The 22573-nt window shown below is 71.0% G+C and carries 24 protein-coding genes; 11 read left to right on the forward strand and 13 right to left on the reverse strand.

All coding sequences use genetic code 11. The features are described 5' to 3' along the window. Positions 1-58: 58 nt before the first annotated feature. The 5 genes from MMF94_RS25815 to MMF94_RS25835 form a co-directional block, all read right to left on the reverse strand. Positions 59-1108, reverse strand: coding sequence for an iron-siderophore ABC transporter substrate-binding protein (locus MMF94_RS25815; protein WP_241039761.1), 1050 nt, complete (start codon positions 1106-1108; stop codon positions 59-61). Between the two features lie 73 nt (positions 1109-1181). Next, positions 1182-1673 carry a YbaK/EbsC family protein gene (locus tag MMF94_RS25820; protein WP_241039762.1) on the reverse strand — a complete coding sequence of 164 codons (492 nt, stop codon included), beginning with the start codon at positions 1671-1673 and terminating at the stop codon, positions 1182-1184. Between the two features lie 52 nt (positions 1674-1725). Next, a complete protein-coding gene (locus MMF94_RS25825) occupies positions 1726-3150 on the reverse strand; it encodes a serine/threonine-protein kinase (RefSeq protein ID WP_241039763.1) in 1425 nt (474 codons plus the stop codon). Next, positions 3147-3938, reverse strand: coding sequence for an exodeoxyribonuclease III (locus MMF94_RS25830; protein WP_241039764.1), 792 nt, complete (start codon positions 3936-3938; stop codon positions 3147-3149). Before MMF94_RS25830 ends, MMF94_RS25825 begins: the two co-directional genes overlap by 4 nt. Positions 3939-3952: 14 nt before the next feature. Then, positions 3953-4303, reverse strand: coding sequence for an SH3 domain-containing protein (locus MMF94_RS25835; RefSeq protein ID WP_241039765.1), 351 nt, complete (start codon positions 4301-4303; stop codon positions 3953-3955). 217 nt (positions 4304-4520) lie between these two features. Here MMF94_RS25835 and MMF94_RS25840 point away from each other — a divergent pair, with 217 nt between their 5' ends. Then, a complete protein-coding gene (locus tag MMF94_RS25840; RefSeq protein ID WP_241039766.1) occupies positions 4521-6734 on the forward strand; it encodes an NADP-dependent isocitrate dehydrogenase in 2214 nt (737 codons plus the stop codon). A 63-nt stretch (positions 6735-6797) separates the two neighbouring features. Here MMF94_RS25840 and MMF94_RS25845 read toward each other — a convergent pair whose 3' ends face one another. Both MMF94_RS25845 and MMF94_RS25850 read right to left on the reverse strand, forming a co-directional pair. Next, positions 6798-7187, reverse strand: coding sequence for a DUF6069 family protein (locus MMF94_RS25845; RefSeq protein WP_241039767.1), 390 nt, complete (start codon positions 7185-7187; stop codon positions 6798-6800). Next, positions 7184-7846: a VC0807 family protein gene (locus tag MMF94_RS25850; protein ID WP_241039768.1), complete on the reverse strand. Its 663-nt coding sequence runs from the start codon at positions 7844-7846 to the stop codon at positions 7184-7186. Before MMF94_RS25850 ends, MMF94_RS25845 begins: the two co-directional genes overlap by 4 nt. Before the next feature lie 158 nt (positions 7847-8004). On the opposite strand from MMF94_RS25850, the gene MMF94_RS25855 reads away from it, so the two are divergent. Genes MMF94_RS25855 through MMF94_RS25875 form a run of 5 tightly spaced genes read left to right on the forward strand, consistent with a single transcriptional unit; the run spans position 8005 to position 12393 of the window. Next, positions 8005-9147, forward strand: a complete 1143-nt coding sequence (locus tag MMF94_RS25855) for a sensor histidine kinase (protein ID WP_241039769.1) — start codon at positions 8005-8007, stop codon at positions 9145-9147. Further along, complete coding sequence (locus MMF94_RS25860; RefSeq protein WP_379660540.1) at positions 9135-9809, forward strand: response regulator; 675 nt, start codon at positions 9135-9137, stop codon at positions 9807-9809. Before MMF94_RS25855 ends, MMF94_RS25860 begins: the two co-directional genes overlap by 13 nt. Positions 9810-9858: 49 nt before the next feature. Then, on the forward strand, positions 9859-10644 hold the full coding sequence (locus MMF94_RS25865) for an ABC transporter permease (RefSeq protein ID WP_241039770.1): 786 nt from the start codon (positions 9859-9861) through the stop codon (positions 10642-10644). Then, positions 10637-11452 carry an ABC transporter permease gene (locus MMF94_RS25870; RefSeq protein WP_241039771.1) on the forward strand — a complete coding sequence of 272 codons (816 nt, stop codon included), beginning with the start codon at positions 10637-10639 and terminating at the stop codon, positions 11450-11452. The genes MMF94_RS25865 and MMF94_RS25870 overlap by 8 nt, the downstream gene beginning before the upstream one ends. Beyond that, positions 11449-12393 (forward strand): ABC transporter ATP-binding protein, encoded by a 945-nt coding sequence (locus MMF94_RS25875; RefSeq protein WP_241039772.1) that lies wholly within the window; start codon positions 11449-11451, stop codon positions 12391-12393. The genes MMF94_RS25870 and MMF94_RS25875 overlap by 4 nt, the downstream gene beginning before the upstream one ends. Position 12394: 1 nt before the next feature. On the opposite strand, the gene MMF94_RS25880 is transcribed toward MMF94_RS25875, so the two are convergent. The 5 genes from MMF94_RS25880 to MMF94_RS25900 form a co-directional block, all read right to left on the reverse strand. After that, positions 12395-13702, reverse strand: coding sequence for a DUF2252 domain-containing protein (locus tag MMF94_RS25880; protein ID WP_241039773.1), 1308 nt, complete (start codon positions 13700-13702; stop codon positions 12395-12397). Between the two features lie 48 nt (positions 13703-13750). After that, positions 13751-14344 carry a carboxymuconolactone decarboxylase family protein gene (locus tag MMF94_RS25885; protein ID WP_241039774.1) on the reverse strand — a complete coding sequence of 198 codons (594 nt, stop codon included), beginning with the start codon at positions 14342-14344 and terminating at the stop codon, positions 13751-13753. A gap of 22 nt (positions 14345-14366) precedes the next feature. Next, positions 14367-14663, reverse strand: a complete 297-nt coding sequence (locus MMF94_RS25890; RefSeq protein ID WP_379660541.1) for a DUF3017 domain-containing protein — start codon at positions 14661-14663, stop codon at positions 14367-14369. Between the two features lie 98 nt (positions 14664-14761). Further along, positions 14762-15616: a bifunctional methylenetetrahydrofolate dehydrogenase/methenyltetrahydrofolate cyclohydrolase gene (locus MMF94_RS25895; protein WP_241039775.1), complete on the reverse strand. Its 855-nt coding sequence runs from the start codon at positions 15614-15616 to the stop codon at positions 14762-14764. A 131-nt stretch (positions 15617-15747) separates the two neighbouring features. Continuing rightward, positions 15748-17175, reverse strand: coding sequence for a serine hydrolase domain-containing protein (locus MMF94_RS25900; RefSeq protein WP_241039811.1), 1428 nt, complete (start codon positions 17173-17175; stop codon positions 15748-15750). Positions 17176-17291: 116 nt separating this feature from the next. On the opposite strand from MMF94_RS25900, the gene MMF94_RS25905 reads away from it, so the two are divergent. Next, on the forward strand, positions 17292-18437 hold the full coding sequence (locus MMF94_RS25905) for a sensor histidine kinase (protein WP_241039776.1): 1146 nt from the start codon (positions 17292-17294) through the stop codon (positions 18435-18437). Continuing rightward, complete coding sequence (locus tag MMF94_RS25910) at positions 18430-19086, forward strand: response regulator (RefSeq protein ID WP_241039777.1); 657 nt, start codon at positions 18430-18432, stop codon at positions 19084-19086. Before MMF94_RS25905 ends, MMF94_RS25910 begins: the two co-directional genes overlap by 8 nt. Positions 19087-19213: 127 nt before the next feature. On the opposite strand, the gene MMF94_RS25915 is transcribed toward MMF94_RS25910, so the two are convergent. After that, complete coding sequence (locus MMF94_RS25915) at positions 19214-19828, reverse strand: pentapeptide repeat-containing protein (protein WP_379660542.1); 615 nt, start codon at positions 19826-19828, stop codon at positions 19214-19216. 160 nt (positions 19829-19988) lie between these two features. Between MMF94_RS25915 and MMF94_RS25920 the strand changes: the two genes are divergently transcribed. The 3 genes from MMF94_RS25920 to MMF94_RS25930 all read left to right on the forward strand — a co-directional run bounded on the left by MMF94_RS25920 (position 19989) and on the right by MMF94_RS25930 (position 22568). After that, positions 19989-20312 (forward strand): putative quinol monooxygenase, encoded by a 324-nt coding sequence (locus MMF94_RS25920; protein WP_241039778.1) that lies wholly within the window; start codon positions 19989-19991, stop codon positions 20310-20312. A 255-nt stretch (positions 20313-20567) separates the two neighbouring features. Continuing rightward, positions 20568-21221, forward strand: coding sequence for a GPR1/FUN34/YaaH family transporter (locus MMF94_RS25925; protein WP_241039779.1), 654 nt, complete (start codon positions 20568-20570; stop codon positions 21219-21221). A 75-nt stretch (positions 21222-21296) separates the two neighbouring features. Further along, a complete protein-coding gene (locus MMF94_RS25930) occupies positions 21297-22568 on the forward strand; it encodes an NAD(P)/FAD-dependent oxidoreductase (protein WP_241039780.1) in 1272 nt (423 codons plus the stop codon). Positions 22569-22573 lie beyond the last annotated feature (5 nt).

Raw genomic sequence — 22573 nt, forward strand, 5'->3', positions numbered from 1 at the left:
CGGCTGCCCCACCGGCCAGGGTGACGGGCGCCACCCTGCTCACAGATGCGGCCGCGGCTCAGGTGACCACCGCGTCGAGCTGCGCCACGAGCGCGTCGACGACGCTCGGCAGGCTCAGCACCGTGCCCCACGTCCATGCGGCCGAGACCAGCGGATCCTCCACGAACAGCGACCGCCCGGCCCGCACCACGGCCATCTGTGAGTAGAGCGGCGCAGCCTCGATCTCCGGGCGCACCTCGGGCGTGTAGCCGGTGTTCCACAGCAGTACGTCGCGGTCGAGCAGACCCATCTGCTCGTCGCTGATCGTCGCGCCGTCCTGGTCGCCTGCGAGCTGACCGATCTCGGGCGGGATCGTGAAGCCCAGGGCGGCGATCAGCTGGGAGCGCTGGTCGCCCGGCGATCGGACGAAGGAGATGCCGGGTTCGTTGCGCTCGGCGACCACGGCGGTGCGGCCCTCGAACTCCGGGTGGGCGGCGCGGGCCGCGGCCAGCTGGGCGTCGATCCCGGCGATCAGCTCCTCGGCGCGCTCGGAACGGCCGAGCGCGCGGCCGGCCAGCCGCGTGTACTCCTGCCACGGCGCACCCCACTCGGGGAACCCCGCGGGCGGCCCGACGGTGGGCGCGATGCGCGAGAGCGTCTCGTACTGGGTGGCGTCGATGCTGGTGTAGAGCCCGATGATCAGGTCGGGGGCCAGCGCGGCGATCTCCTCGTACTGGTACTCCGGCGTGCCGGTGAACGTGCCGCGGTTCATCACCGCGGGCTTCGCGTCGCCGAGCTCGTCCTGCGCCCACGGCCAGGTGGCGTAGGGGTGGTCGCCGTACCAGTCGGTGACCCCGACCGGACGCACGCCGAGTGCGAGCACCGGGTCCTGGTCGCTGTACCCGATGGTGACGACCCGCTGCGGCGGGCCAGGGATCTGCGTCGTCCCGTTGCGGTGCTCGACCGTGATCGGGAAGCCTGCCGTGCCCGGGGCCGACGGCGCCGCCGTGGTGCCGGTACCGCCGCCGCAGGCCGTGAGCAGACCGAGAGCGCCCAACGCCCCCGCGCCGGTCAGCAGCCTGCGGCGCGTGATGTGCGCGGCGGCGGGTTCGAGGGGAATGGCGGGCACGGTGCCTCCTGGGGCAGATCAACAGGGCGGCCGGAGGATAGCCTGCCCTTACCCAGTTCGTCACCGATGTCCGTCATGCCACGTCGGCGGGCTCCCCTCCGGTGACGGCCACGAGCTCGTCGAAGGTGGTGGGGAACACGGCGTGCGCGATCCCTCCAGCGGCCCAGACCTCGTCGAAAGCCGCGAGCGCCCGGTCCACGAGCGTGCGCAGAGGGGCAGGGTGCCCGACCGGTGCCACGCCGCCGATCGCCTGGCCGGTGGCCGCACGCACGAACTCCGGCGAGGCCCGTCGCACCCGCTCCACGCCGAGGATGGCCGCGACCTTGCCCGTGTCCACCCGGTGCGCGCCGGAGGTGAGCACGAGCAGCGGGGCGCCGCCCGACATCTCGAACACGAGCGAGTTGGCGATCTGCCCGACCTCGACGTGCAGCGCCGCCGCGGCAGCCGCGGCGGTGGTGACGGCGTCGGGCAGGACCTGCAGCCTGGCGATCCGGGAGGGGTCGGCGCCGCCCGTGGTGAGGGCGGCAACCACGAGGTCGACGTTGCGGTGGGAGGCGGTGCTCATCGCCGCATCCCACCACGGCGGCCCGATGCTGTCCGGCCGATTACGCGGACGGCTAGGAGTCGTCCGCGACGCGGGTGCCGGTGATCTGGCTGCCGTCGGCGGAGCGCAGCAGGCAGATCACGTCCCGGTTCGTGAAGCTCGACGAGGCCCCGACGGGCGTCTCGAACGCCGCCTGCGACGGCACGAGAGCCGCCACGGCGAGCCGATCCTTGGCGGGCCCGGTGACCACTCCCGAGTCGAACACCAGCGTGCACGCCTGCGCCGCGTACGAAGCGAGCTGCGGGCGTCCTGGGTAGGGCAGGGCGCGCTGTGGGCCGAAGGGGTCGAAGGTCTGGAACACCTCGAGGTCGTGCGGGCCGTCGCAGCTCACGGTGGAGCCGGAGGGGAACGCGCGCCCCGGGGCGAGCTGGCCCTGCAGGCACGCCCGGAACCTCGAACCGAAGTCCGGCAGGTCGCCGCCCGGGCCGTAGGTCAACGTGGTGACGTCCGGTCCGGACGGGACGAGAACTCCCGCCCTGGCCAGGGCGAGCCCCCCGGCCATGCCCAGCACCGCCCCCAGCACCAGCGCCACCACGGGCCATACCCAGCGTCGCCGGGCGGACGTCGCCGATGCCGCAGCCGGGGCGGAGGGCGGCCCGTGGAACAGCGGTGTGGTCTCCGTGCCCGGCGCCGAGAGAAGGGCAGCGGCCTGCACTCCGCTGAGCCGGGCCTGCGGGGAACGCTGCAGGAGCCCCGAGATGACCGCCCCGAGCGGCCCCCGGGTGCGGGTGCTCGGTACGTCGGCGTGCAGCACCGCGGCGATCGTGGCCGCCGTCGTCTCCCGGCTGAACGGCCCGGTGCCGTGAACCGCGTAGAACAGCGTGGCGCCTGCCGCCCACAGATCCGATGCCGGAGTCGCCTGCGCTCCCTCCAGCCGCTCCGGTGAGAGATAGCTGGGCGAGCCGATGACCGAACCGGTGGTGGTCAGCCCCGGGTCGTCGACGGCCTGGGCGATCCCGAAGTCGGCGAGCCGCACCCGGCTGCCCGGGCCGAGCATGACGTTGCTGGGCTTGACGTCACGGTGCACCACCCCGCTCTCGTGTGCGGTGCGCAGCGCGCTGAGCAGCTGCTGGGCCACGGACGCGGCCGAACGCTCGTCGAGTGGCCCGTGACGCTGCACCACGTCGGCGAGGGTGGGCGCCTCCACCAGCTCCATCACGATGTGGTCGATCCCGTCGTCGGTGACGACGTCGTAGACGGTGACGATGCCGGGGTCGTTGAGCCGACCGGCCGTGCGTGCCTCGCGGAGCAGCCGCTCCCGGAACGAGCGCCGGTCCTCGGCGCTGTGCCCCTCCGGGAGGTGGAGCTCCTTCACCGCCACCTGCCGGCCCATCACGCGGTCCTCGGCGCGCCACACGATGCCCATGCCACCGCGGCCGAGCTCGCCGAGCACGACGTAGCGGCCGCCGATGACGCGCGTGGGGCTGACCGGGTTCATGATGCGTACACGATGGTCACCGGCGCGTGGTCCGACCAGCGCTCACCGTGGCTCTGTGCCCGCTCCACCACGGCGGAGACGGCGCGCGCGGCCAGCTCCGGCGTCGCGACGTGGTGGTCGATGCGCCATCCCGTGTCGTTGTCGAAGGCCCGTCCCCGGTAGGACCACCACGAGTACGGCCCGTCGACGCCCGGGTGCAGGGCCCGCACGACGTCCACCCAGCCGCTCGCGAAGAGCGCAGCCATCCACTCCCGCTCGTGGGGCAGGAACCCCGAGTTCTTGACGTTGCCACGCCAGTTGCGGATGTCGGCTTCCGTCGGCGCGATGTTCCAGTCGCCGCAGACCAGCATCTCCCGGTCCTCCGCGGCCGCCTTCTCCCGCCGCTCGGCGAGGAAGGGGGCGAAGAGCGCGAGGAAGCGGTTCTTCTCCGCCTGCCTCGGCGTGCCGACGGTGCCGTTGGGCAGGTAGAGGGACGCGACGGTGAGGCCGGGCAGGTCGACCTCGAGATAGCGCCCGGCGCCGTCGAACTCCGCCTCGCCGATGCCCACCCTGACGGCCTCGGGCTGCTCTCTCGTGAGCACACCGACGCCGTTGCGCCCGCGAGTGCTCTCGCACGGGGCGTAGGCGAGGTGCCAGCCTGCGAGCATCGCGGGCGGCAACTCGTCGAGCTGCGCGCGTGTCTCCTGCAGGCAGACGATGTCGGCGGACGTGCCGGTCAGCCAGCGCAGGAGCCCCTTCGCGGCGGCCGCTCGGACCCCGTTGACGTTGACCGAGCTGACGGTGCGCACGCCCGCAGCGTCCCTCAAGCGCAGTTGGTGTCCGGGAGCGGGGTCAGGAACTGGTCAGCCGCCCACTGGTTGCCCTCCAGCTCGCGGAACCCGTTGGTGACGATCCGGGTGCCGTCGACGCGGTCGCCACGCACGAGCGTCTGGAGCAGGGCGGAGTCCGGGTCGGGCGCGGCTCGTACGTTGAGCTGGTCGGCTGCGACCTCGAGCTGGCAGCCGGTGGACCCGTCGGCGGCGGCCGACTGATCGTTCAGGCCACCGCGGTCGATGATGGCGATGAACGCGAGGAGCACGCCGACGACCAGCACGAACGTCCATCCTCGGAACGTCTTCTTCTCTAGCTTCGGAATCTTGAACCTTGAGGCCACGGCCGCGTCTCCCGGGGACGGTGAGGTGTACCAACGGTAGCGGAACGACCACCCGGATCCCACCGATGATCTTCGATCACTGTGATGTCGGCGTACTGACCACCATGTCGTGCGACGCACTCCCCCGGTCGTGTTGTGCAAGGGATAGCGTGTCGAGAGGGAGCAGCGCGCTCCGCGACCCAGGTCCGACCAGTCCCGAGGCAGGCCCGAAACAACGATGAAGGTCATCTACACGTACACGGACGAGGCCCCGGCACTCGCCACGCACTCGTTCCTACCGATCATCGAGGCCTTCGCCGGCAAGGCCGGGGTGGATGTCGAGACGCGTGACATCTCGCTCGCCGCCCGCATCCTCGCGCAGTTCCCCGACCGGCTGACCGACGCCCAGCGCGTGCCCGACGCGCTCAGCGAGCTCGGCGAGCTGGCGAAGACGCCCGAGGCCAACATCATCAAGCTGCCCAACATCAGCGCGTCGATCCCGCAGCTGAAGGCGGCCATCAAGGAGCTGCAGGGCGCGGGCTACGACGTCCCGGACTACCCCGAGGACCCCCGCACCGACGAGGAGAAGGCCGCGCAGGTCGCCTACGACACGGTCAAGGGCAGCGCGGTCAACCCGGTCCTGCGCGAGGGCAACTCCGACCGCAGGGCGCCTGCCTCGGTCAAGAACTTCGCCCGAAAGCACCCCCACTCGATGGGCAAGTGGTCGGCCGACTCCACCTCGCACGTCTCCACGATGAGCGACGGCGACTTCCGCCACTCCGAGCGGTCGGTCACCTTCGACGACCGCGCCGAGCTGCGCATCGAGCACGTGGCCGCCGACGGCACCGTCACCGTGCTGAAGCCCTCGCTCGCCGTGCTGCCCGGGGAGATCCTCGACGCCGCGGTCATGCGCAAGCAGGATCTGACGGCCTTCCTCGCCGAGCAGGTCGCCGACGCCCGTGACCAGGGCGTGCTGTTCTCGGTGCACGTCAAGGCCACGATGATGAAGGTCTCCGACCCCATCCTGTTCGGCCACGCGGTCGAGGCCTACTTCGCCGACGTGTTCGCGCAGTACGGCGACGACCTCGCCGCCGTCGGTGCCGACCCCGACGACGGCCTCGCGAGCGTGTTCACCGCCATCGAGAAGCTGCCCGCCGAGAAGCGCGAGGCCATCGAGAAGGCGATCAGCGCCGCGTACGACAGCGGCCCCGGGCTCGCCATGGTCGACTCCGACCGCGGCATCACCAACCTGCACGTGCCCAGCGACGTCATCATCGACGCCTCGATGCCGGCCGCGATCCGCTCGTCCGGGCAGATGTGGAACGCGAAGGGTGAGCTGCAGGACACCAAGTTCGTCATCCCCGACTCGTCCTACGCCGCGCTGTACGCGGAGACCGTCGACTTCTGCCGGGAGCACGGCGCGTTCGACCCCGCCACGATGGGCACCGTCCCGAACGTGGGCCTGATGGCGCAGAAGGCCGAGGAGTACGGCAGCCACGACAAGACGTTCGAGATCGCGGCGGCGGGCACCGTCCGGGTCGTGGACGCCTCGGGCACGACCCTGCTCGAACACGAGGTGGGCGAGGGCGACCTCTGGCGCGCGTGCCAGACCAAGGACGCCCCGATCCGCAACTGGGTGCAGCTCGCCGTCTCCCGGGCCCGCGCCACCGGCGCGCCTGCCGTGTTCTGGCTGGACGAGACCCGCGGCCACGACGCCGAGGTCATCAAGAAGGTGCGGGCCTACCTGGCCGAGGAGGACACCGACGGCCTGACCATCGAGATCCTCCCCGTCGCCGAGGCCACGCGGTACACGCTGGAGCGCACGAAGCGCGGCGAGGACACGATCTCCGTCACCGGCAACGTCCTGCGCGACTACCTCACCGACCTGTTCCCGATCCTGGAGCTGGGTACGAGCGCAAAGATGCTCTCGATCGTCCCGCTGATGAACGGTGGCGGGCTCTTCGAGACCGGGGCCGGTGGCTCGGCTCCGAAGCACGTGCAGCAGATGGTGCGCGAGAACCACCTGCGCTGGGATTCCCTCGGCGAGTTCCTCGCACTCGCCGTCTCGCTGGAGTTCCTGGCCGACTCCGACGACAACCCGCGCGCGAAGCTGCTGGGCAAGGCCCTCGACGACGCCACCGGGAAGCTGCTCGAGAACGGGAAGTCGCCCTCGCGGCGCGCCGGTGAGCTGGACAACCGCGGCAGCCACTTCTACATCGCGCTGTACTGGGCGCGGGCCCTCGCCGAGCAGGACGAGGACGCGGAGCTGGCGAAGATCTTCGCTCCGCTGGCCGAGAGCCTGACCGCCGACGAGACGACGATCGTAGACGAGCTGAACGCGGTACAGGGCCACCCGGTGGACCTGGGCGGCTACTACTACGTGGACAGGGAGAAGACGGACGGGGTGATGCGCGCCAGCGCAACGCTGAACGCCGCACTCCAATCCTTCTAAAGGCATTCAGGAGCCGTAGTGCTGTCGTGAGCGTCACCTGACAGCACTACGGCTCCTTTCTACTCATAGGAGCTTGATGAGGACGGCTCCTACTGCTATGTGCATTGACAGCAGGACCAGCTGCGACGGTCCTGTTGCTCCCGTTAGCGGTGTGATCAGCGATAGGCCTAGCACCGCCAGAGCGGTCACCGTCCACGTCCGGCGGGGGCGCGTGGCGCGGCGTTCCAGCACGGCGAGCAGAGCCCATCCGGAGAGGCCTGCGCACAGCGCCCCGGTCACCACGGCGAGTACGCCCACCGGGGTCTCCGTTCCGCCGATCGGCGTGGCCGTGAGGTCGAGCCCCGCCACCGGTACGGCGACGGCCCAGATCGCGAGCGGCGCGAGCACGGCGAGCGCCACGACGGTGGCGCGCCGGGCCGCCGAACGGGTCGAGGGTCGGGTGGTGGTGGTCATGCGACGGACTCCTTCATGGACGGGGCCCGGCGACGCCCGAACAGCAGGTGCCACGAGCCGGAGCGGTACAGGAAGACGTGGGTCGGGACCTGCATGGCCACGAGGGTCACGAGGGTGAGAGCGGTGTCGAGGGCCGGCACGGCCGGCACCGGCAGCGTGGCGGCCATGAGGACTCGCAGCGCGCAGTCGAGGAGCAGCACGCCGCCCCACATCACGGTGACCGACCGCCACGCGCGCCGGAAGCGTGGGTCGCTCTCCCACAGTTCGTCCATGAGGTCGGCGCGGTGTGGGAAGAGCGTCTGCGTGACCCGGAACGTCAGCGGACGGCGCAGCCACAGGCTCGCGAGCGTCCAGACTCCGAACGGCAGGCTCAGCAGGGCGTTGCGCATCAGCAGTTCACGCGGGTCACCGGTGATCAGCGAGGCGAGGGTCCCCACCGTCATCGCGACGAAGACCGCCAATGCCACCGGCTCGACCCGGCACCCGCGCGCCAGCGACACCACGGTCTTGATCGCGGGCGGAGCACCCGCCATGACGAGTGCGGTGAGGTCGTCGACGCCTGCGGCGTGCAGCGCGTAGAAGAGGGCGAGAGGGGCCGCGACGTCGACGAGCAGCGTCTGCAGGCCGGAGGCGCCACCGCGGTTGCCTGATGTGGTCACAGCGGGAGCGTCGCGGGCGGGAGGCAGGGCGGGCATCGGCCGGACGCTCGTGCGGGTGCCACTCCCGTCGCCGCCGGGTTCGACTTTTGTCGGGGTCCGCTGTGGATTCGACTTTTGTCGGTGTTCCGCTCGCCGCCTGCGGCCCTACTCTCCCCGGCGTGAAGCGGGACGGTGGCGGCTGTTCGTCCGCGCGCGGAATTGCGATCCTCACCGTGGTCGGCACGGTTTTCGTCACGCTGACGATCATCGGCCGGGCCGACAGCGGCCACGCGGTGCTTCCGCTGGACATCATCGCCGGCGTCCTCGCGTGCACGCTGCTGCCCCTGTTGCTGCGGTGGCCGATCCCCGCTGCGGTGGCGCTCGCGATACTGGCCGCGTTCTCGCCTGCCGCAACACCGCCGTCCACCATCGGCACCCTGCACATCGCCCGGGAGCGACCGGTCGCGTCGGCCGTCGGGTTCGGGTTGATCGGGCTCGCCGCCCACGCGGTCCAGGGCCTGTTGCGACCCGCGCCGGGCCTGTCCTACGAATGGTGGCTCGTCCTCGCGCTCGTCACGCACGCAGCGCTCGTGGCGTGGGGTGCTTTCGCCCGGGCGCGGCGCGCGCTCATCGAGTCGCTGCGGGAGCGGGCCCGCCGGGCCGAGGACGAGCAGGCCCAGCGCGTCGCCGCTGCGCGTGCACACGAACGCACCCTGATCGCCCGCGAGATGCACGACGTGCTGGCCCACCGGCTCTCCCTGGTGGCGGCGTCGGCAGGTGCTCTGGAGTACCGCCCCGACTCCTCACCCGAGCAGCTCGCCAAGGTGGCGGGTGTCGTCCGGGCGGGCGTGCACCAGGCGCTGGAGGAGCTGCGCGAGGTGATCGGGGTGCTGCGCGCCGACGGCACCGACCCCGCCGCCGACGCTCCGCAGCCGACGCTCACCGACCTGCCCGCCCTGCTGGACGAGTCCCGGGCCGCAGGGGTGGTTCTCGACGTGGACAACTGGGTCGCCGACCCGTCGAGCACGCCGGAGGGCACGGGACGTTCGGCGTACCGGATCATCCAGGAGGGCCTGACCAACGCCCGCAAGCACGCGCCGGGCCGTCCCGTCCACGTCCAGGTCGACGGTGGTCCGGGCGACGGCCTACTGATCGACATCCGCAACCTCCTGCCCGACCAGCCGCCGGACTCGCCTCCCGGCAGCGGCACCGGTCTCGTCGGCCTGGCCGAGCGGGCCCAGCTCGCGGGCGGGCGCCTCGGGCACGGGGTGACCCCGGACGGGGAGTTCCGGCTGCACGCGGCGCTACCGTGGCCCGGGTGATCACCAGGTCGGACGGAACAGTGCGGGTGCTCGTCGTCGACGACGACCCCCTGGTGCGCGGGGCGCTCACGATGATGCTGGACGGAGCTGCCGGGATCTCGGTGGTCGGCGAGGCAGGCGACGGCGACGAGGTGCCCGCGGTGGTCGATGCGCACGCACCGGACGTCGTCCTGATGGACCTGCGGATGCCGAGGGTGAACGGGATCGCCGCCACCCGGCGGCTGCGGGCCCGGCCGCAGCCGCCCGAGGTGGTCGTCCTGACCACGTTCGACACCGACGAGAACGTGCTCAGGGCGCTGCGCGCCGGCGCCAGCGGGTTCCTGCTCAAGGACACCCCGCCCGCTCAGATCGTCGACGCGGTCCGGCGGGTGGCGGCGGGCGATCCCATCCTGTCCCCGGGCGTCACCCGGCGGCTGATGGACCGGGTCACCGCGGAGACGGGCTCCCACGAGCAGGCCCGCGCCACCCTGCGCGCGCTCAGCCCGCGCGAGCACGAGGTGGCGATCGAGGTGGCCAGAGGACGCTCCAACGCGGAGATCGCGGAGGGGCTCGGCATGACCGTCGCAACGGTCAAGGCTCACGTCTCCCACGTGCTGACGAAGCTCCACCTCGGCAACCGCACCCAGATCGCGCTGCTCGTCCACGACGCAGGCCTGGTCTGAGCCCGCACGGCGCGAAAACCGGTTGCGGCCGGTCGTAACGTCGACGGACGTGCTCGCGCCCTATCCGCAGCTCGTCGCCGCGGGCTACCGGCGATACGCGAGCTATCGCCAGGCGACCTTCGCCGGGCTCGCCACCAACACCGTGTTCGGTCTCCTGCGGGCCGCCGTGCTGGTCGCCGTGCTGGACCAGCGCGGCACGGTCGCCGGCTACGACGTGCCCACCGCCATCACCTACGTCTGGCTCGGCCAGGGCCTGATCAGCGTCGTGATGCTGTGGGGCGACCAGGAGCTGGCCCGGCGGGTCCGGACCGGCGACGTCGTCGTCGACCTGGGGCGACCATGGGACCTGCAGGCCGCGCTGCTCTCCACCGACCTCGGCCGTGCCTGCCACGCCGTCGTGCTGCGCTTGGTCCCGCCCGCCGCGTTCGGGGCGGTGTTCTTCCCGTTCCGGTGGCCCGAGCGGCCGGACACGTGGCTCTGGTTCAGCGTGTCCGTCCTGCTCGCGGTGGTGGTGAGCTTCGGGATCCGTTTCCTGCTCAACGCGAGCGCCTTCTGGCTGCTCGACGTGCGCGGCGTGATCGCCGTCTGGGGAGTCGCCGGCGGGGTCCTGAGCGGCCTCGTGATGCCGTTGGCGTGGTTCCCGGAGTGGGCGCGGACGGTGCTGTGGCTGACCCCGTTCCCGTCACTCTTCCAGAGCCCGATCGACGTGTTCACCGAGCGCGGCAACGCTCTCGGCGTGGTCGCCGTCCAGCTCGGCTGGGCCGCGCTGCTCCTCGTGGTCGGCCGGGCCGTCCTGGCCCGTGGCACGCGGCGGCTGGTGGTGCAAGGTGGCTGAGCTCCGGGTCGGCGCGGGGAGCATCTACCCGCGGATCGTCGCGTCGCGCATCCGCAGCCAGCTCGCCTATCCGGCGTCGTTCGCGCTCGACGTCGTCGCGCAGTTCATCGGGCAGAGCATCGAGCTGATCGTGATCCTCGTCGTGTTCACGCAGGTCAGCTCGCTCGGCGGGTTCTCGGCAGGAGAGGTCGTGCTGATCTACGGCCTCTCCGCCACGGCGTTCGGGCTCGCCGACCTCTCCGTCGGCCAGGTGGAGGAGCTGCCCACCTACATCCGCACCGGCGAGTTCGACGTCATGCTGCTGCGCCCGCTCGGCACCCTGCCGCAGCTGCTGTCGGCGGACGTCGCGCTGAAGCGGCTGGGCCGCGTCGCCGCCGGACTGGGCGTGCTGGTGTGGTCGTTCGTCACCCTCGACATCGACTGGACACCGGCCCGCGTGGCCCTCGCCGTGATCGCCCCGCTCGCAGGGGCGGTCATCCTCTCGTCGATGTGGGTGGCGGCGAACGCCGTCTCGTTCTGGTTCGTCGACGGTCGCGAGTTCGCGAACTCCGTCACCTACGGGTCGAGCTTCTCCACCTCCTACCCGATCACGATCTACGGCCCATGGCTGCGACGGGTCATGTGCTACGCCGTGCCCGCGGCGTTCGTGGCGTACTTCCCGGCGATCGGGCTCCTGGGCCGGCCCGATCCGCTCGGGCTGCCCGAGGTGCTGCAGTGGAGCTCCCCGCTCGTCGCGGTGGTGGCGGTGACCGGGGCAGGACTCGTCTGGCGCACGGGCGTACGGCACTACCAGGGGACGGGTTCATGATCATCCAGACGGAGGCGCTGCGCCGGGACTTCCTGGTCGGCACCCGGCTGCGCAGGCAGCGCGTCACCGCGGTCGAGGACGTGACCATCTCCGTCGCGCGGGGGGAGGCGGTGGGCTTCCTCGGCCCGAACGGCGCAGGCAAGTCCACCACGATCAAGATGCTGACCGGGGTGCTCGTGCCCACGTCGGGTCGGGCGAACGTGTGCGGACTCGACCCGGTGCGCCGACGCCGCGAACTGGCCCGGCGCATCGGCGTGGTGTTCGGGCAGCGCAGCCAGCTGTGGTGGGACCTGCCGCTGCGGGACAGCTTCGACCTGCACGCCGCGATCCACCGCGTGCCCGCCGCCCGCTACCGGGAGCGGGTCGACGAGTGCGTCGAGCTGCTCGACATGGCGAGCTTTCTCGCCACACCCGTCCGGCAGCTCTCACTGGGCCAGCGGATGCGCGGAGAGGTCACCGCGGCGCTGCTGCACGCGCCCGAGCTCCTCGTGCTCGACGAGCCGACGATCGGCCTCGACCTCACGAGCAAGGAGCGACTGCGCTCGTTCCTCTCCGAGGTGAACGCGCGCGGGGACGTCACGCTGCTGCTCACCACCCACGACCTGCCCGACGTCGAACGGCTCTGCCGGCGGGTGGTCGTCATCGATCAGGGCCGCGTGCTGGTGGACGACGAGCTGGCGGCACTGCGACAGGGCTTCGCCGGCCATCGTGTGCTGGTCGTCGAACTGGTGGAGCCCGTGCCGCCGCTGCACGGCCTCGCAGGCGTCGTCGACGTCACGGTGGAGGCCCAGGGGCTGCGGCAACGCCTGGAGTTCTCGCCGGGTGCCACCACGGCCGCCGAGCTGATCGGGACCGTCGCCCAGCAGGTGGAGCTGCGCGACGTCTCCGTCGTCGAGCCGTCGATCGAGGACCTCGTGCGCACGCTCTACTACTCGCACTGACTCAGGACGTGCTCGCGACCCCGGGGATCGCGCCACCGCGGAACGCGTCGACGAACAGCGCATGGTCGGCCCGCACCTGCGCCGCGTAGCTGTGGGCGAAGTCCACCACCCACGCCACGAACGCGTCGGCGCGCCCGCCGACCACCCGCATGATCGCTTCCTCGGTCTGGAACGGGACGAGCGAATGGTCGGCATCGGAGTCGGCCACGCAGTGCACCTTCGCGGTCGCCCGGCCCAGGTAGTCCACCACCGGCCCGATCTCCGAGGGCTCGGTGAGCTCCGACCAGTCCAGGTCGGCCTGGTAGGGCGACACCTCGCTGACCACGAACCCGACCCCGTCGAGATCCGTCCACCCCAGCAGCGGGTCGGCGTGGGCCTGCAGCGCACGATGGGACAGCACCGTGCGATGCCCGTGGTGCTGGAACGCCGCTGCGATCGCCGGATCGGTCACCACCCGGGAGGGCGCGGCGACGTTGCCCTGCTTCATCGACAGCACCACGTCGTTGTCCAACGCTTGGTTGTAGCCCTCGATCAGCACCGTGTACGCGGGGAGGCCCGCGCTGCCGATGCCGAACCCGGAACGCCCCGCCACGTCCTTGACCGTGTACGTCACCCCGCGGAACCGCTTCGACGGCGGGATCGTCTCGATGTAGCGCTCCACCGCGTCGACCACCGCGGCGCGCTCACCGTCGTCCAGCCGCCGCAGGCCGGGCACGTCCCGCAGCCTCCTGTCGAACCCTTCGGTCTCGGTGATCCCGTCGAGCAGCGCCACCCGCGTGCGCAGCCGGGCCAGCTGCAGCACCTCGTGCACCACGCCGTCGGTGGTGCCCAGGCGCAGCGAGAAGCTGCGGTCGTCGGCCTGGTCGACGAACCATCGCACCTGGTCCAGATACGCCCGCACGTACCGCTGCACGAGGACCGTGATGTCGTCGTCCGAGATCGCCTTGCGCCACCCCAGCAGCGCGAGACTCGCAGCGAAACGCGTGACGTCCCAGGTGAAGTGCCCGACGTAGGCCTCGTCGAAGTCGTTGACGTCGAAGATCAGCACCCCGTCGCCGTCCATGTAGGTGCCGAAGTTCTCGGCGTGCAGGTCACCCTGGATCCACACGCGGCTCGTCCGCTCGTCGGCCCACGGGTCGTCGGACTCCGCCACGTCGGCGTAGAACAGGCATGCGCTGCCGCGGTAGAACGCGAACGGGTCGGCGGCCATCTTGCGAAACTTCGTGCGGAACGCGGCCGGGTCGGCCGCCATCAGGTCCGAGAACGCTTCCACCAACGTGCCGACGATCTGTGCCGAACGGTCCGCCATGCCTAGATCATGCCGGGAAGTGCAGATCGACAGGTGAACCCGACGCGATCAATCCCGCATCGAGCGAGCGGGGAACTCGACGGACGCCGCACCGTCCGGGAGCGGCACCCGGAGCACCCGCATCTGCAGAGCCAGCAGCGAGTAGTAGCCGACGAGCGTGGTCAGCTCCACCGCGCCCGGCTCCCCGAGGCGCTCGACGACCTCCGTCCACGCCGCATCGTCGACGTCTCCGGTGGTGAGCAACTGCCCGACAGCCGTGGCGGCAGCCCGTTCCGCCGGGTCGTGCGGCTCGACGGCGTCGCCGACCCGCACCGCTTCGACCAGTGCATCCGGCAGACCGACGCTCAGCGCGAGCGGTGCGTGCGCGTGCCACTCGAAGGCAGCGCGGTGGTGCGCGGCGACGAGCAGGGTCGCGAGCTCGCGGACCCGATCGGACAGCACGCCCTGGTACCGCAACGCCGCTCCCACACCCTGCAGGGCCGCACCGCTGCGCGGCGCACGGAGCATCGCGTCGAACGGCCCGAGCAAGCTGCCGTCCGCCGCGCGGTCGACCGGGCGCGGACGCGCGTCCAACGCCGCGAGCAGCGCACGCTGATCGTCATCGAGTTCGGCGGGGAGCAGGGGGCGCAGTCGTCGGGTCACGGGGCCCACGCTGCCCTGCCGATCAGCCGAAGTCGAACGAACCGCGCGTGATCGTCACCGCCAGCACCGAGATGACCACGCCGAAGGCGGAGTAGCACAGGACGTCGACCGGCCGGCTACGAATCGCCAGCAGGCCGACGCGGTCCACCGGGAGCAGGACGCGCAGCACGGCCGCCACGATCAGTGCGCCGCCGAGCAGCACCGCCCCTTCGCGCCAGTGCTGCGTGAGCACGCGCATCATGCCCAGCGCCGCGATGACCAGCACCAAGGTCATCGGTGCGTGCACCGGAAGCCGCGAGCGGAAGTTGACCACGCTCACGCCCCGGCTGCCCGTCCGGCATCGATGCTCACTCCGACATGCTCCGTTCGGTTCAGAAGGTCAAGCTCACTTCGACAAGCTTCGTTCGGTCTCGATGCTCACTTCGACAAGCTTCGTTCGGCTGCTTCCACCACATTCGTCAACAGCATCCCGCGAGTCATCGGGCCGACACCGCCCGGCATCGGGGCGAGCAGGCCTGCCACCTCCCGGACCTCCGGAGCGACGTCGCCGACGAGCCCCTTGTCGGTGCGCGTGACGCCGACGTCGAGCACCGTGGCACCCGGGCGGACCATGTCGGCCGTGATCAGGCCCGGCACGCCCGCCGCCGCGACGACGATGTCCGCGCGGCGCACCTCGGCGGCGAGGTCGCGCGTGCCGGTGTGGCAGAGCGTCACCGTGGCGTTCTCGCTGCGCCGGGTGAGCAGCAGCCCGAGCGGACGCCCGACCGTGACACCACGGCCGACCACCGTGACGCGTGCGCCCTTCAGCTCCACGTCGTAGCGGCGGCAGAGCTCGACGATTCCACGCGGCGTGCACGGCAACGGGCCGGGCTCACCCAGCACCAGCCGCCCGAGGCTCACCGGCGCCAGGCCGTCGGCGTCCTTGGCCGGGTCGATGCGCTCCAGGGCAGCGCCGGCGTCGAGCCCCTGCGGAAGCGGCAGCTGCACGATGAACCCGGTGCAGGCGGGATCGGCGTTGAGCTCGTCGATCGCCCGCTCGACGTCGGCCTGGGTCGCGTCGGCCGGCAGCTCCCTCTGGATCGAGGTGATCCCGACCTTCGCGCAGTCGCGGTGCTTGCCGCGGACGTAGGAGTGCGAGCCTGGGTCGTCGCCGACGAGGAGGGTGCCCAGGCCCGGCGTCACACCGTCGGCCTGCAGCTTCTCGACCCGGCCCGCCAACTCGCCCAGGATGTCGTTCAGAGTCGCCTTGCCGTCCATCAGTGTCGCCGTCACGTCCCCATCCTCCCAGCCCGCGTACCAACCCGGCTCGTCCCACCATTACGTGCCGAGCAAGCCGGCGACATGGACACATGTCGCGGTTCGTCAGCGACGACATTCGACGTCATGTGTCCATGACGCGGCCGTCACCGGGCGAGCGCGATAAGCCGTGCCACGAGCACGGCGATGCACGCCAACGTTGCGGTGGCGAGCAGCAGCATGAACGTCGGGTACAGGTAGGTCACCTGGATCCAGGTGACATCACGGCCCCGGTAGAGCAGGCCAACCGCCCGGTGGATGGTCGCGAAGAGCACCAGCGGTACGACGAGGGGGAGCAACCGTGGCGCTGCCCGCAGCCGCCCCGTTCCGGCTGCGGCCCACCGCCCCGAGCGGTGCACGCCGAACCCGCCGAGCAGAACAGCCGCGAGCACGAGCAAGAGCAGCACCGAGTCGACCATGGCGAGCGGTGGTCCGGTTGGCGGCGTGGGTGTGTTCTCCAACAGGGCGATGAGCCGTTCGGCGATGGCCGCGGCGTCGGCGTAGGCCAGCCCGGTATTGGCCATCACCGCGAGTCCATACCCTGACGCGGGCAGCAGCGCCTGGTAGGCGGTCGAGGTGAACAGGTCGCCGCTGTGTGCGATCAGCGGCGCGCCTGACGCGGTGGTGCCGATGGACCAGCCCAGAGCGTACGAATCCGACACCGTGGACGGAGTGTGCATCGCCGCGACTGTCGCGGCTGAGGCGATCGACGTCCCGTCCGGGCCCCGCCCCTGGTTGTTCTGCGCGATCAGCCAGGCCGCCATGTCGTGCGCCGAGCTGAGCACTCCGCCGGAGCCATTGCCGAACGCGGGAGGTTCGGGCAGCGGGACGGCCACGCCGAGGATCCGGAGGTGGCCATGGGCGCTCGGCGGGAGATCGCGCGCGGTGTCGACGGTGCGGCTGTCGGTCATGCCGAGCGGGCCGAACACGTGCTCCTGCAGATATTCGTCGAACGGCTGGCCGCTGGTCACCTCGACCATGCGCGCCGCGACCTGAAAGTTCGGGTTGTGGTACTCCCATTGCGTACCGGGATCGGCGGCCAGACGTGCTCCGCGCATCCCGGCCACGGCCTCCACCAGGGAACTCGGTTGTGGTCTGCTGAAGGCAGGGAATGTCGTGTCGGACATGCCGGACGTCTGGTCCAGCAGCTGGCGAACGGTGATCTCGGTCGCGCGCGGGTCGGCCATCGCGAACTCCGGCAGATACACCTGTACCGACTGGTCGAGGTTCACGCGGCCGGTCTCGACCAGCTGCATCACCGCGAGTGCGGTGAAAGACTTGCTCACCGACGCCACAGCCATCGGAGTGTGCTCCGTGACGTGCTCTCCCGTGGGTGTCCGGCCGTACCCGGCCGCATGCACCTCCGTGTTCCCATGAGTGATGACGACTGCTGTCCCCGGAAGCCCGATCGCTCGGCGATATTCGTCGACCACAGCGTCGATCGCCGCGGAATCCACGGCCGGGGCCGGGGTGGCGGCAGTCGAGGTGAGCGACGTCATGACGGCCACCACGCCTGACACGATCAACATCCTCATGGTCACGTCGTGATCCTTCGGCGTTCCGGGTACGCCCACATCGGACCACGGTCCGAATGGGCAGGATCGGACCTCGGTCCGACGCCTGCTCGCGTCGACGTCGATACCGTCGTCGCGTGACCACGGCCGGGCATTTCGGACCACGGCAGCTGATGGCGGCCGACGTGCTGGCGGCGGCTGCGCTCGCGCTCTTCGCCGCCTTCCGGACATCCGGTCACTCGGTGCTCGTGTGGGGCTTGCTCGCGGTGCTCGTGCTGCCGCTGGCAGTGCGGAGGCGCCGACCGATGCCGGTGTTCGTCGTAGTGCTGGCGGCGGGGGCGGCGGCAATCATGGTGGGGGCCCCGGGCGACGCCGTGGTGATCGCGTTCGCGCTCGCGCTCTATCCGGTCGGGCTCTCCGAAGCATCGCGGTCGGGTGTACTGGCGCTGGTGGCGACCCTGTCGGCCGTCACAGCCGCGGGTTTCGCGACCATCGTCGTCCCCGGGCTGCCGCTCATCGCAGCCCCGGAAGGAGAGGAGTCGTTCGCGACCGCCCCGATGACCGTCCTGCTCTACAGCGCACTGATCATCACCGGCTCGTGGGTACTCGCCCGTGCCGCGCGTGCACGGCGCGACCACGCCGCCCAGCTCGCCGACCTTCGCGCTCGCCAAGCGGTGACCGACGAGCGTCTACGGATCGCCAGGGACATCCACGACGTCGTCGGGCACAGCCTCAGCCTCATCGCAATGAAGGCCGCGGTGGCAAACCATCTCGTGAACAGCCGTCCCGAGGAGGGACGGTCTGCGCTCAGCACGATCGAACACGTGAGTCGGGAGGCGCTCGACGACGTCAGGACGGTGCTCGACACACTGCGCGACACGGCCGACTCCACAGCCGGCGTTGCCGAGATCGACCGTCTTGTTGCCGATGTTCGCGCCGTAGGCATCACCGTCGAGGTCGATCGAGCCGATCTCACGGACGTGCCGGCCGCGGTGCAGGCGTCGGCGTACCGCATCGCGCAGGAGGCTCTGACCAACGTCCTGCGCCATGCCGGGCCCACCCGCTGCCATCTCGGCCTTGCCGATGAGGCCGGGGTCCTGACGATCTCGGTCGTCAACGAAGGAACGAAGCACCGCGCGCCTGGCCGGCCGGGACACGGTCTGCTGGGCATGCGGGAGCGGGTGGCATTGCACGATGGCACGCTCGATTTCGGCCCCGAGCCGGGCGGCGGGTTCGGCGTCCGTGCCCGACTCCCCTACGCCTGGGCGGTGCGCGATGAGTGAGCCGGTGCGTGTCCTCCTCGCCGACGACGAGGTCCTGCTCCGCGGCACTCTCCGCCTGCTGATCAACTCCACAGCGGGAATGTCGGTCGTCGCTGAGGCAACCAGCGGTCGCGAGGCGATCGAACTGACGGCCGAACACGCACCTGACGTCGTGCTGATGGACGTCCGGATGCCGGAGATGGACGGGATCACCGCCACCGAGCACATCACCGCGGGCCGGTGCACATCCAAAGTGCTGGTTCTCACCACGTTCGACCTCGACGAGTACGTGTACAGCGCGCTGCGTGCGGGAGCGAGCGGCTTCCTGCTCAAGGACACCCCACCCGCCCGGCTGCTGGATGCGATCACCCTGATCGCCGCAGGCGATGCCCTACTCGCGCCCAGCGTCACACGTCGGCTCATCGCGGAGTTCACCCGCTCGCCGGCGTCACGACGACGCGCACCGACCCGGCTCGATGGCGTCACCGCCCGGGAGCGGGAGGTGCTCTCACTGATCACCAATGGACTGTCGAACCGTGAGATCGAGCAGCACCTGCACCTGAGCCGCGGCACCGTCAAGACCCACATCGGGCGCCTGATGACGAAACTCCACGCCCGAGACAGGGCACACCTCGTGATCGCCGGCTACGAATCAGGGCTCGCTGATTAGCGACCCGCGAGCCCCGCACGCGCGCGCCGACCCGCCGAACCGAACCGGTGCCCCAGGCAGGAGAGGGCAGGCGACTCGCGGGGTCTGGAGGGGCGGCTCGCGCACGGAAAAGTGGCGACTTGCGGGGTCAGGCGATGCGGAGGCCGTGGGCGGCGGCGAAGGCGATGGCCTGCTCGGCGTCGACGGTGGCCCCGGAGAGCCGGGCCTGCACGAGGCCGTCCGCGCCGATGCGGGCGCCTCGCAGGTCGGCGCCCTCGAGCCGGGTGTTCAGCAGCCGGGCCCCGGTCATGTCGGCACCCCGCAGGTCGGCTTCCCGCAGGTCGGCCTCGACCAGGTTCGCCTCACGCAGCCGCAGCCCGGACAGGTCGGTCTTGCGCAGGTCCGCCCGGCCGAGGGCCGCGAGCGTGAGATCGCAGTCGGTCATGACGAGCGGACGCAGCCGGCAGTCGATGAGCGAGGTGCCGAGCAGTGAGCAGCCGCGAAACGAGGAGCCGCCGAGGGTGGCCCGCCGGATCGTGCACGTGCGGAACGCGCTGCCGCGGTGGGTGGAGTCGCCGAGGTCGGCGCCGGTGAAATCGCACTCGTCGAACGTGCACGACTCGGTGACCAGGCCGCGGAGATCGGCGTCGACGAACCGGCAGCGGATGAACCGCCGCTGGCGCCACGGCTCGTCCCCCACCCGCACGTCGGACAGGTCCAGATCGATCTGCTCGGTGTCGTCGTAACCGGTGTCGTCGTGCACGCAGCCACCCTGCCATCCACCCCCGGCGCCCGATTCCCACGGTTCCCTGGGCGCGTCCCGGCGTTCCCTGATGGGTGGTGCCGCCCGTGGCAGACTCCCGGTGAGCAGGTCGGCGACGGTGCCGACAGCCGACTCAACGCCACGCCGATGGAGGTTCCGCGTGATTCTCATCGTCCTGAGGGCAAAGATCCGACCGGAAAAGCACGACGAGTGGCTGGCCGGGATCAGGCAGTACACGGCCGACGTGCGGAGCGAGCCGGGGAACATCTCCTTCGACTACTTCCAGAACGGCGACGACCCGAACGAGTTCGCGATGATCGAGGTGTTCGCGAACGCGGACGCGGGGGCCGCCCACGTCGCCACCGACCACGCGAAGAACTTCTTCGCCTTCATGCCTGCCATGGTCTCGGAGAGGCCGCGGATCAACTACCAGGATCTGGACGGAGAGGCCTGGTCGGAGATGGCCGAGGTCACGCCCGAGTAAGCGGGCCCGACGGCGGGCCGTCGATCACCTGGCCGGCCTCGGCACACCTGTCCGCCCGCGCCGGCAGCCGGCGGCCCGCCGCGTGCACCCGCGATGCACGCGGGATGAACACTCCACCGAATCCTTTCCGGCGAGCGGCAACCGGCATCTCGCTCGGAACGCAGCAGTGTCGAAATAGGGCCATTGGGCGCACAATGTGACCCATCCGGCGTATCTCTTCGCCAGGACCCGGCCGTCTCGACGAGGAGCGAGTGGATGAGCGTGAGCGACGCCCGGCCGGGGACGGGGAGCGTGACCCCGGACGTGTCGGCCGCCGGCGGCGGTAACCCCGCACTGCTCGGCCTGCCCGCCCTCCTCCCCGGCAGCCTCACCCTGGGCCTGTGGCTCATCGGCTACCTCGACACGGCCACCCTGCCCGGCGGCATGATCCCGGCCGTCACCTCGTCGTCGGGCCTGTTCCTGCTGGTGGCATGCATCTGGGCGGTGCGGGTGGGGCAGGGCGCGATGGCCGCGATCTTCGGCACCTTCTCCGCGTTCTGGCTGAGCTTGGGGTTCCTGCTGCTGGGCGTGATCAATGGCTGGTTCGGCATCGCCACGGAACCAGGGCTGCGGGCAGGCCAGATCCAGAACGTAGAAGCCACCTTCGTGCTGTCGTGGCTCATCGTCTTCGCGACGCTCACCGTGGCCACGCTCCGGCTGCCGCTCGCGTTCACCGCGGGATTCGCCGTCGTGTGCACCACTCTCGCGCTCGTGCTCGGCTTCGTGGTGAACGGCAACCGGCTGTTCGCCACGCTCGGCGGCATCACGACCTTCGTCGTCTGCACGATCTACGCCTACATCTTCGTGGATGCGATGAGCCAGGAGCTCGGTGGCGAGGCCATGCCGATGGGGGCCCCGATCCAGCAGTGATGCCGGCCGCTGCAGGGCGCCGGTTCGCGATCTGGCTACCTAGCATCGAGTCCATGCGCATGGAAGGTGGACGTGATGTCTGACGTCCTGGTCATCGGTGGTGGGTTCGCCGGTGTCTGGGCCGCGGCCGGTGCTGTGCGGGCTCGGCGAGCCGCCGGGGCGTCCCCGTCGGACCTGCGCGTCACCCTGGTCTCCGCCGGGGACGACATCGTGATCCGGCCGCGGATGTACCAGTCGGATCCGGACCGGATGCGCGTGCCGCTCGACCGGATACTCGGGCCGATCGGCGTCGGGCGAGTGGCCGCCACGGTGACCGGCATCGACACCGGCGCGCGGCGCGTGCAGATCATCGGTCGCGACGGAAGCACCACCGAGCTGGCCTACGACCGGCTCGTGCTCGCTGCCGGCAGCCGCCTCGTCCGGCCGGACCTGCTCGGCACAGAACACCTCTTCGACGTCGACACGATGCCGGGCGCGGCGAGGCTGCACAGCCACCTGCACCGGCTGCCGGCGGAAGCGCCCGGCGCGGGGCGTTTCACAGCCGTCGTCGTCGGCGCGGGGTTCACCGGAATCGAGGTGGCGACCGAGCTGGTGGGCAGGCTGCGCGACATCGCCGCGCGAGTCACCGCGGCCGAGCCCGTCCGTGTCGTGCTCGTCGAGCGGGAGAACGTCGTCGGCCCCGAGCTCGGCGAGGGTCCCCGCCCACAGATCCTCGAGGCGCTGGCCGAACTCGGCGTCGAACAGCGACTGGGCGTGGGCGTCGAGAGCGTGAGTCCGGCCGGCGTCCGGCTCTCCGACGGGAGCGAGATCGCGGCGAGCACCGTGATCTGGACGGCAGGCATGGCCGCCAGCCCCTTGACGGCGCACGTCCCCGGAGAACGCGACCGGCTCGGGCGCCTGCACGTCGACGAGTACCTGCGCGTCAGGGCAGCTCCCGACGTGTACGCCGCCGGTGACACCTCGGCGGCGCTCGCGCTGGACGGCCACCCCGTCATGCAGAGCTGCCAGCACGCCATGCCGCAGGGCAAGTTCGCGGGGCACAACGTCGCCGCCGATCTCCTGGGTCTTCAGCAGGTTCCGTTCGCGACCGAGCCCTACGTCACCTGCCTCGACCTCGGCGCTGCCGGGGCCGTGCTGACCAGCGGGCGGGAGCGCACGGTCCGCAAGACCGGGCAGGAGGCGAAGGACGTCAAGCACACCATCACCGCCGTCGCGATCTACCCGCCGGTCGACGACGCGGAGGCGATTCTGGCCAGGGCGGACTACCGCTCCAGCACGTGGCGGGGCTCCGCGGGCTCCAGCCCAGGCGAAACTGCGGTTGCCACCGCGGTCCGATCCACCGGGTGACCGGC

Origin of the sequence: Pseudonocardia alaniniphila (genome assembly GCF_022524485.1) — a bacterium.
Lineage (GTDB): Bacteria > Actinomycetota > Actinomycetes > Mycobacteriales > Pseudonocardiaceae > Pseudonocardia > Pseudonocardia alaniniphila.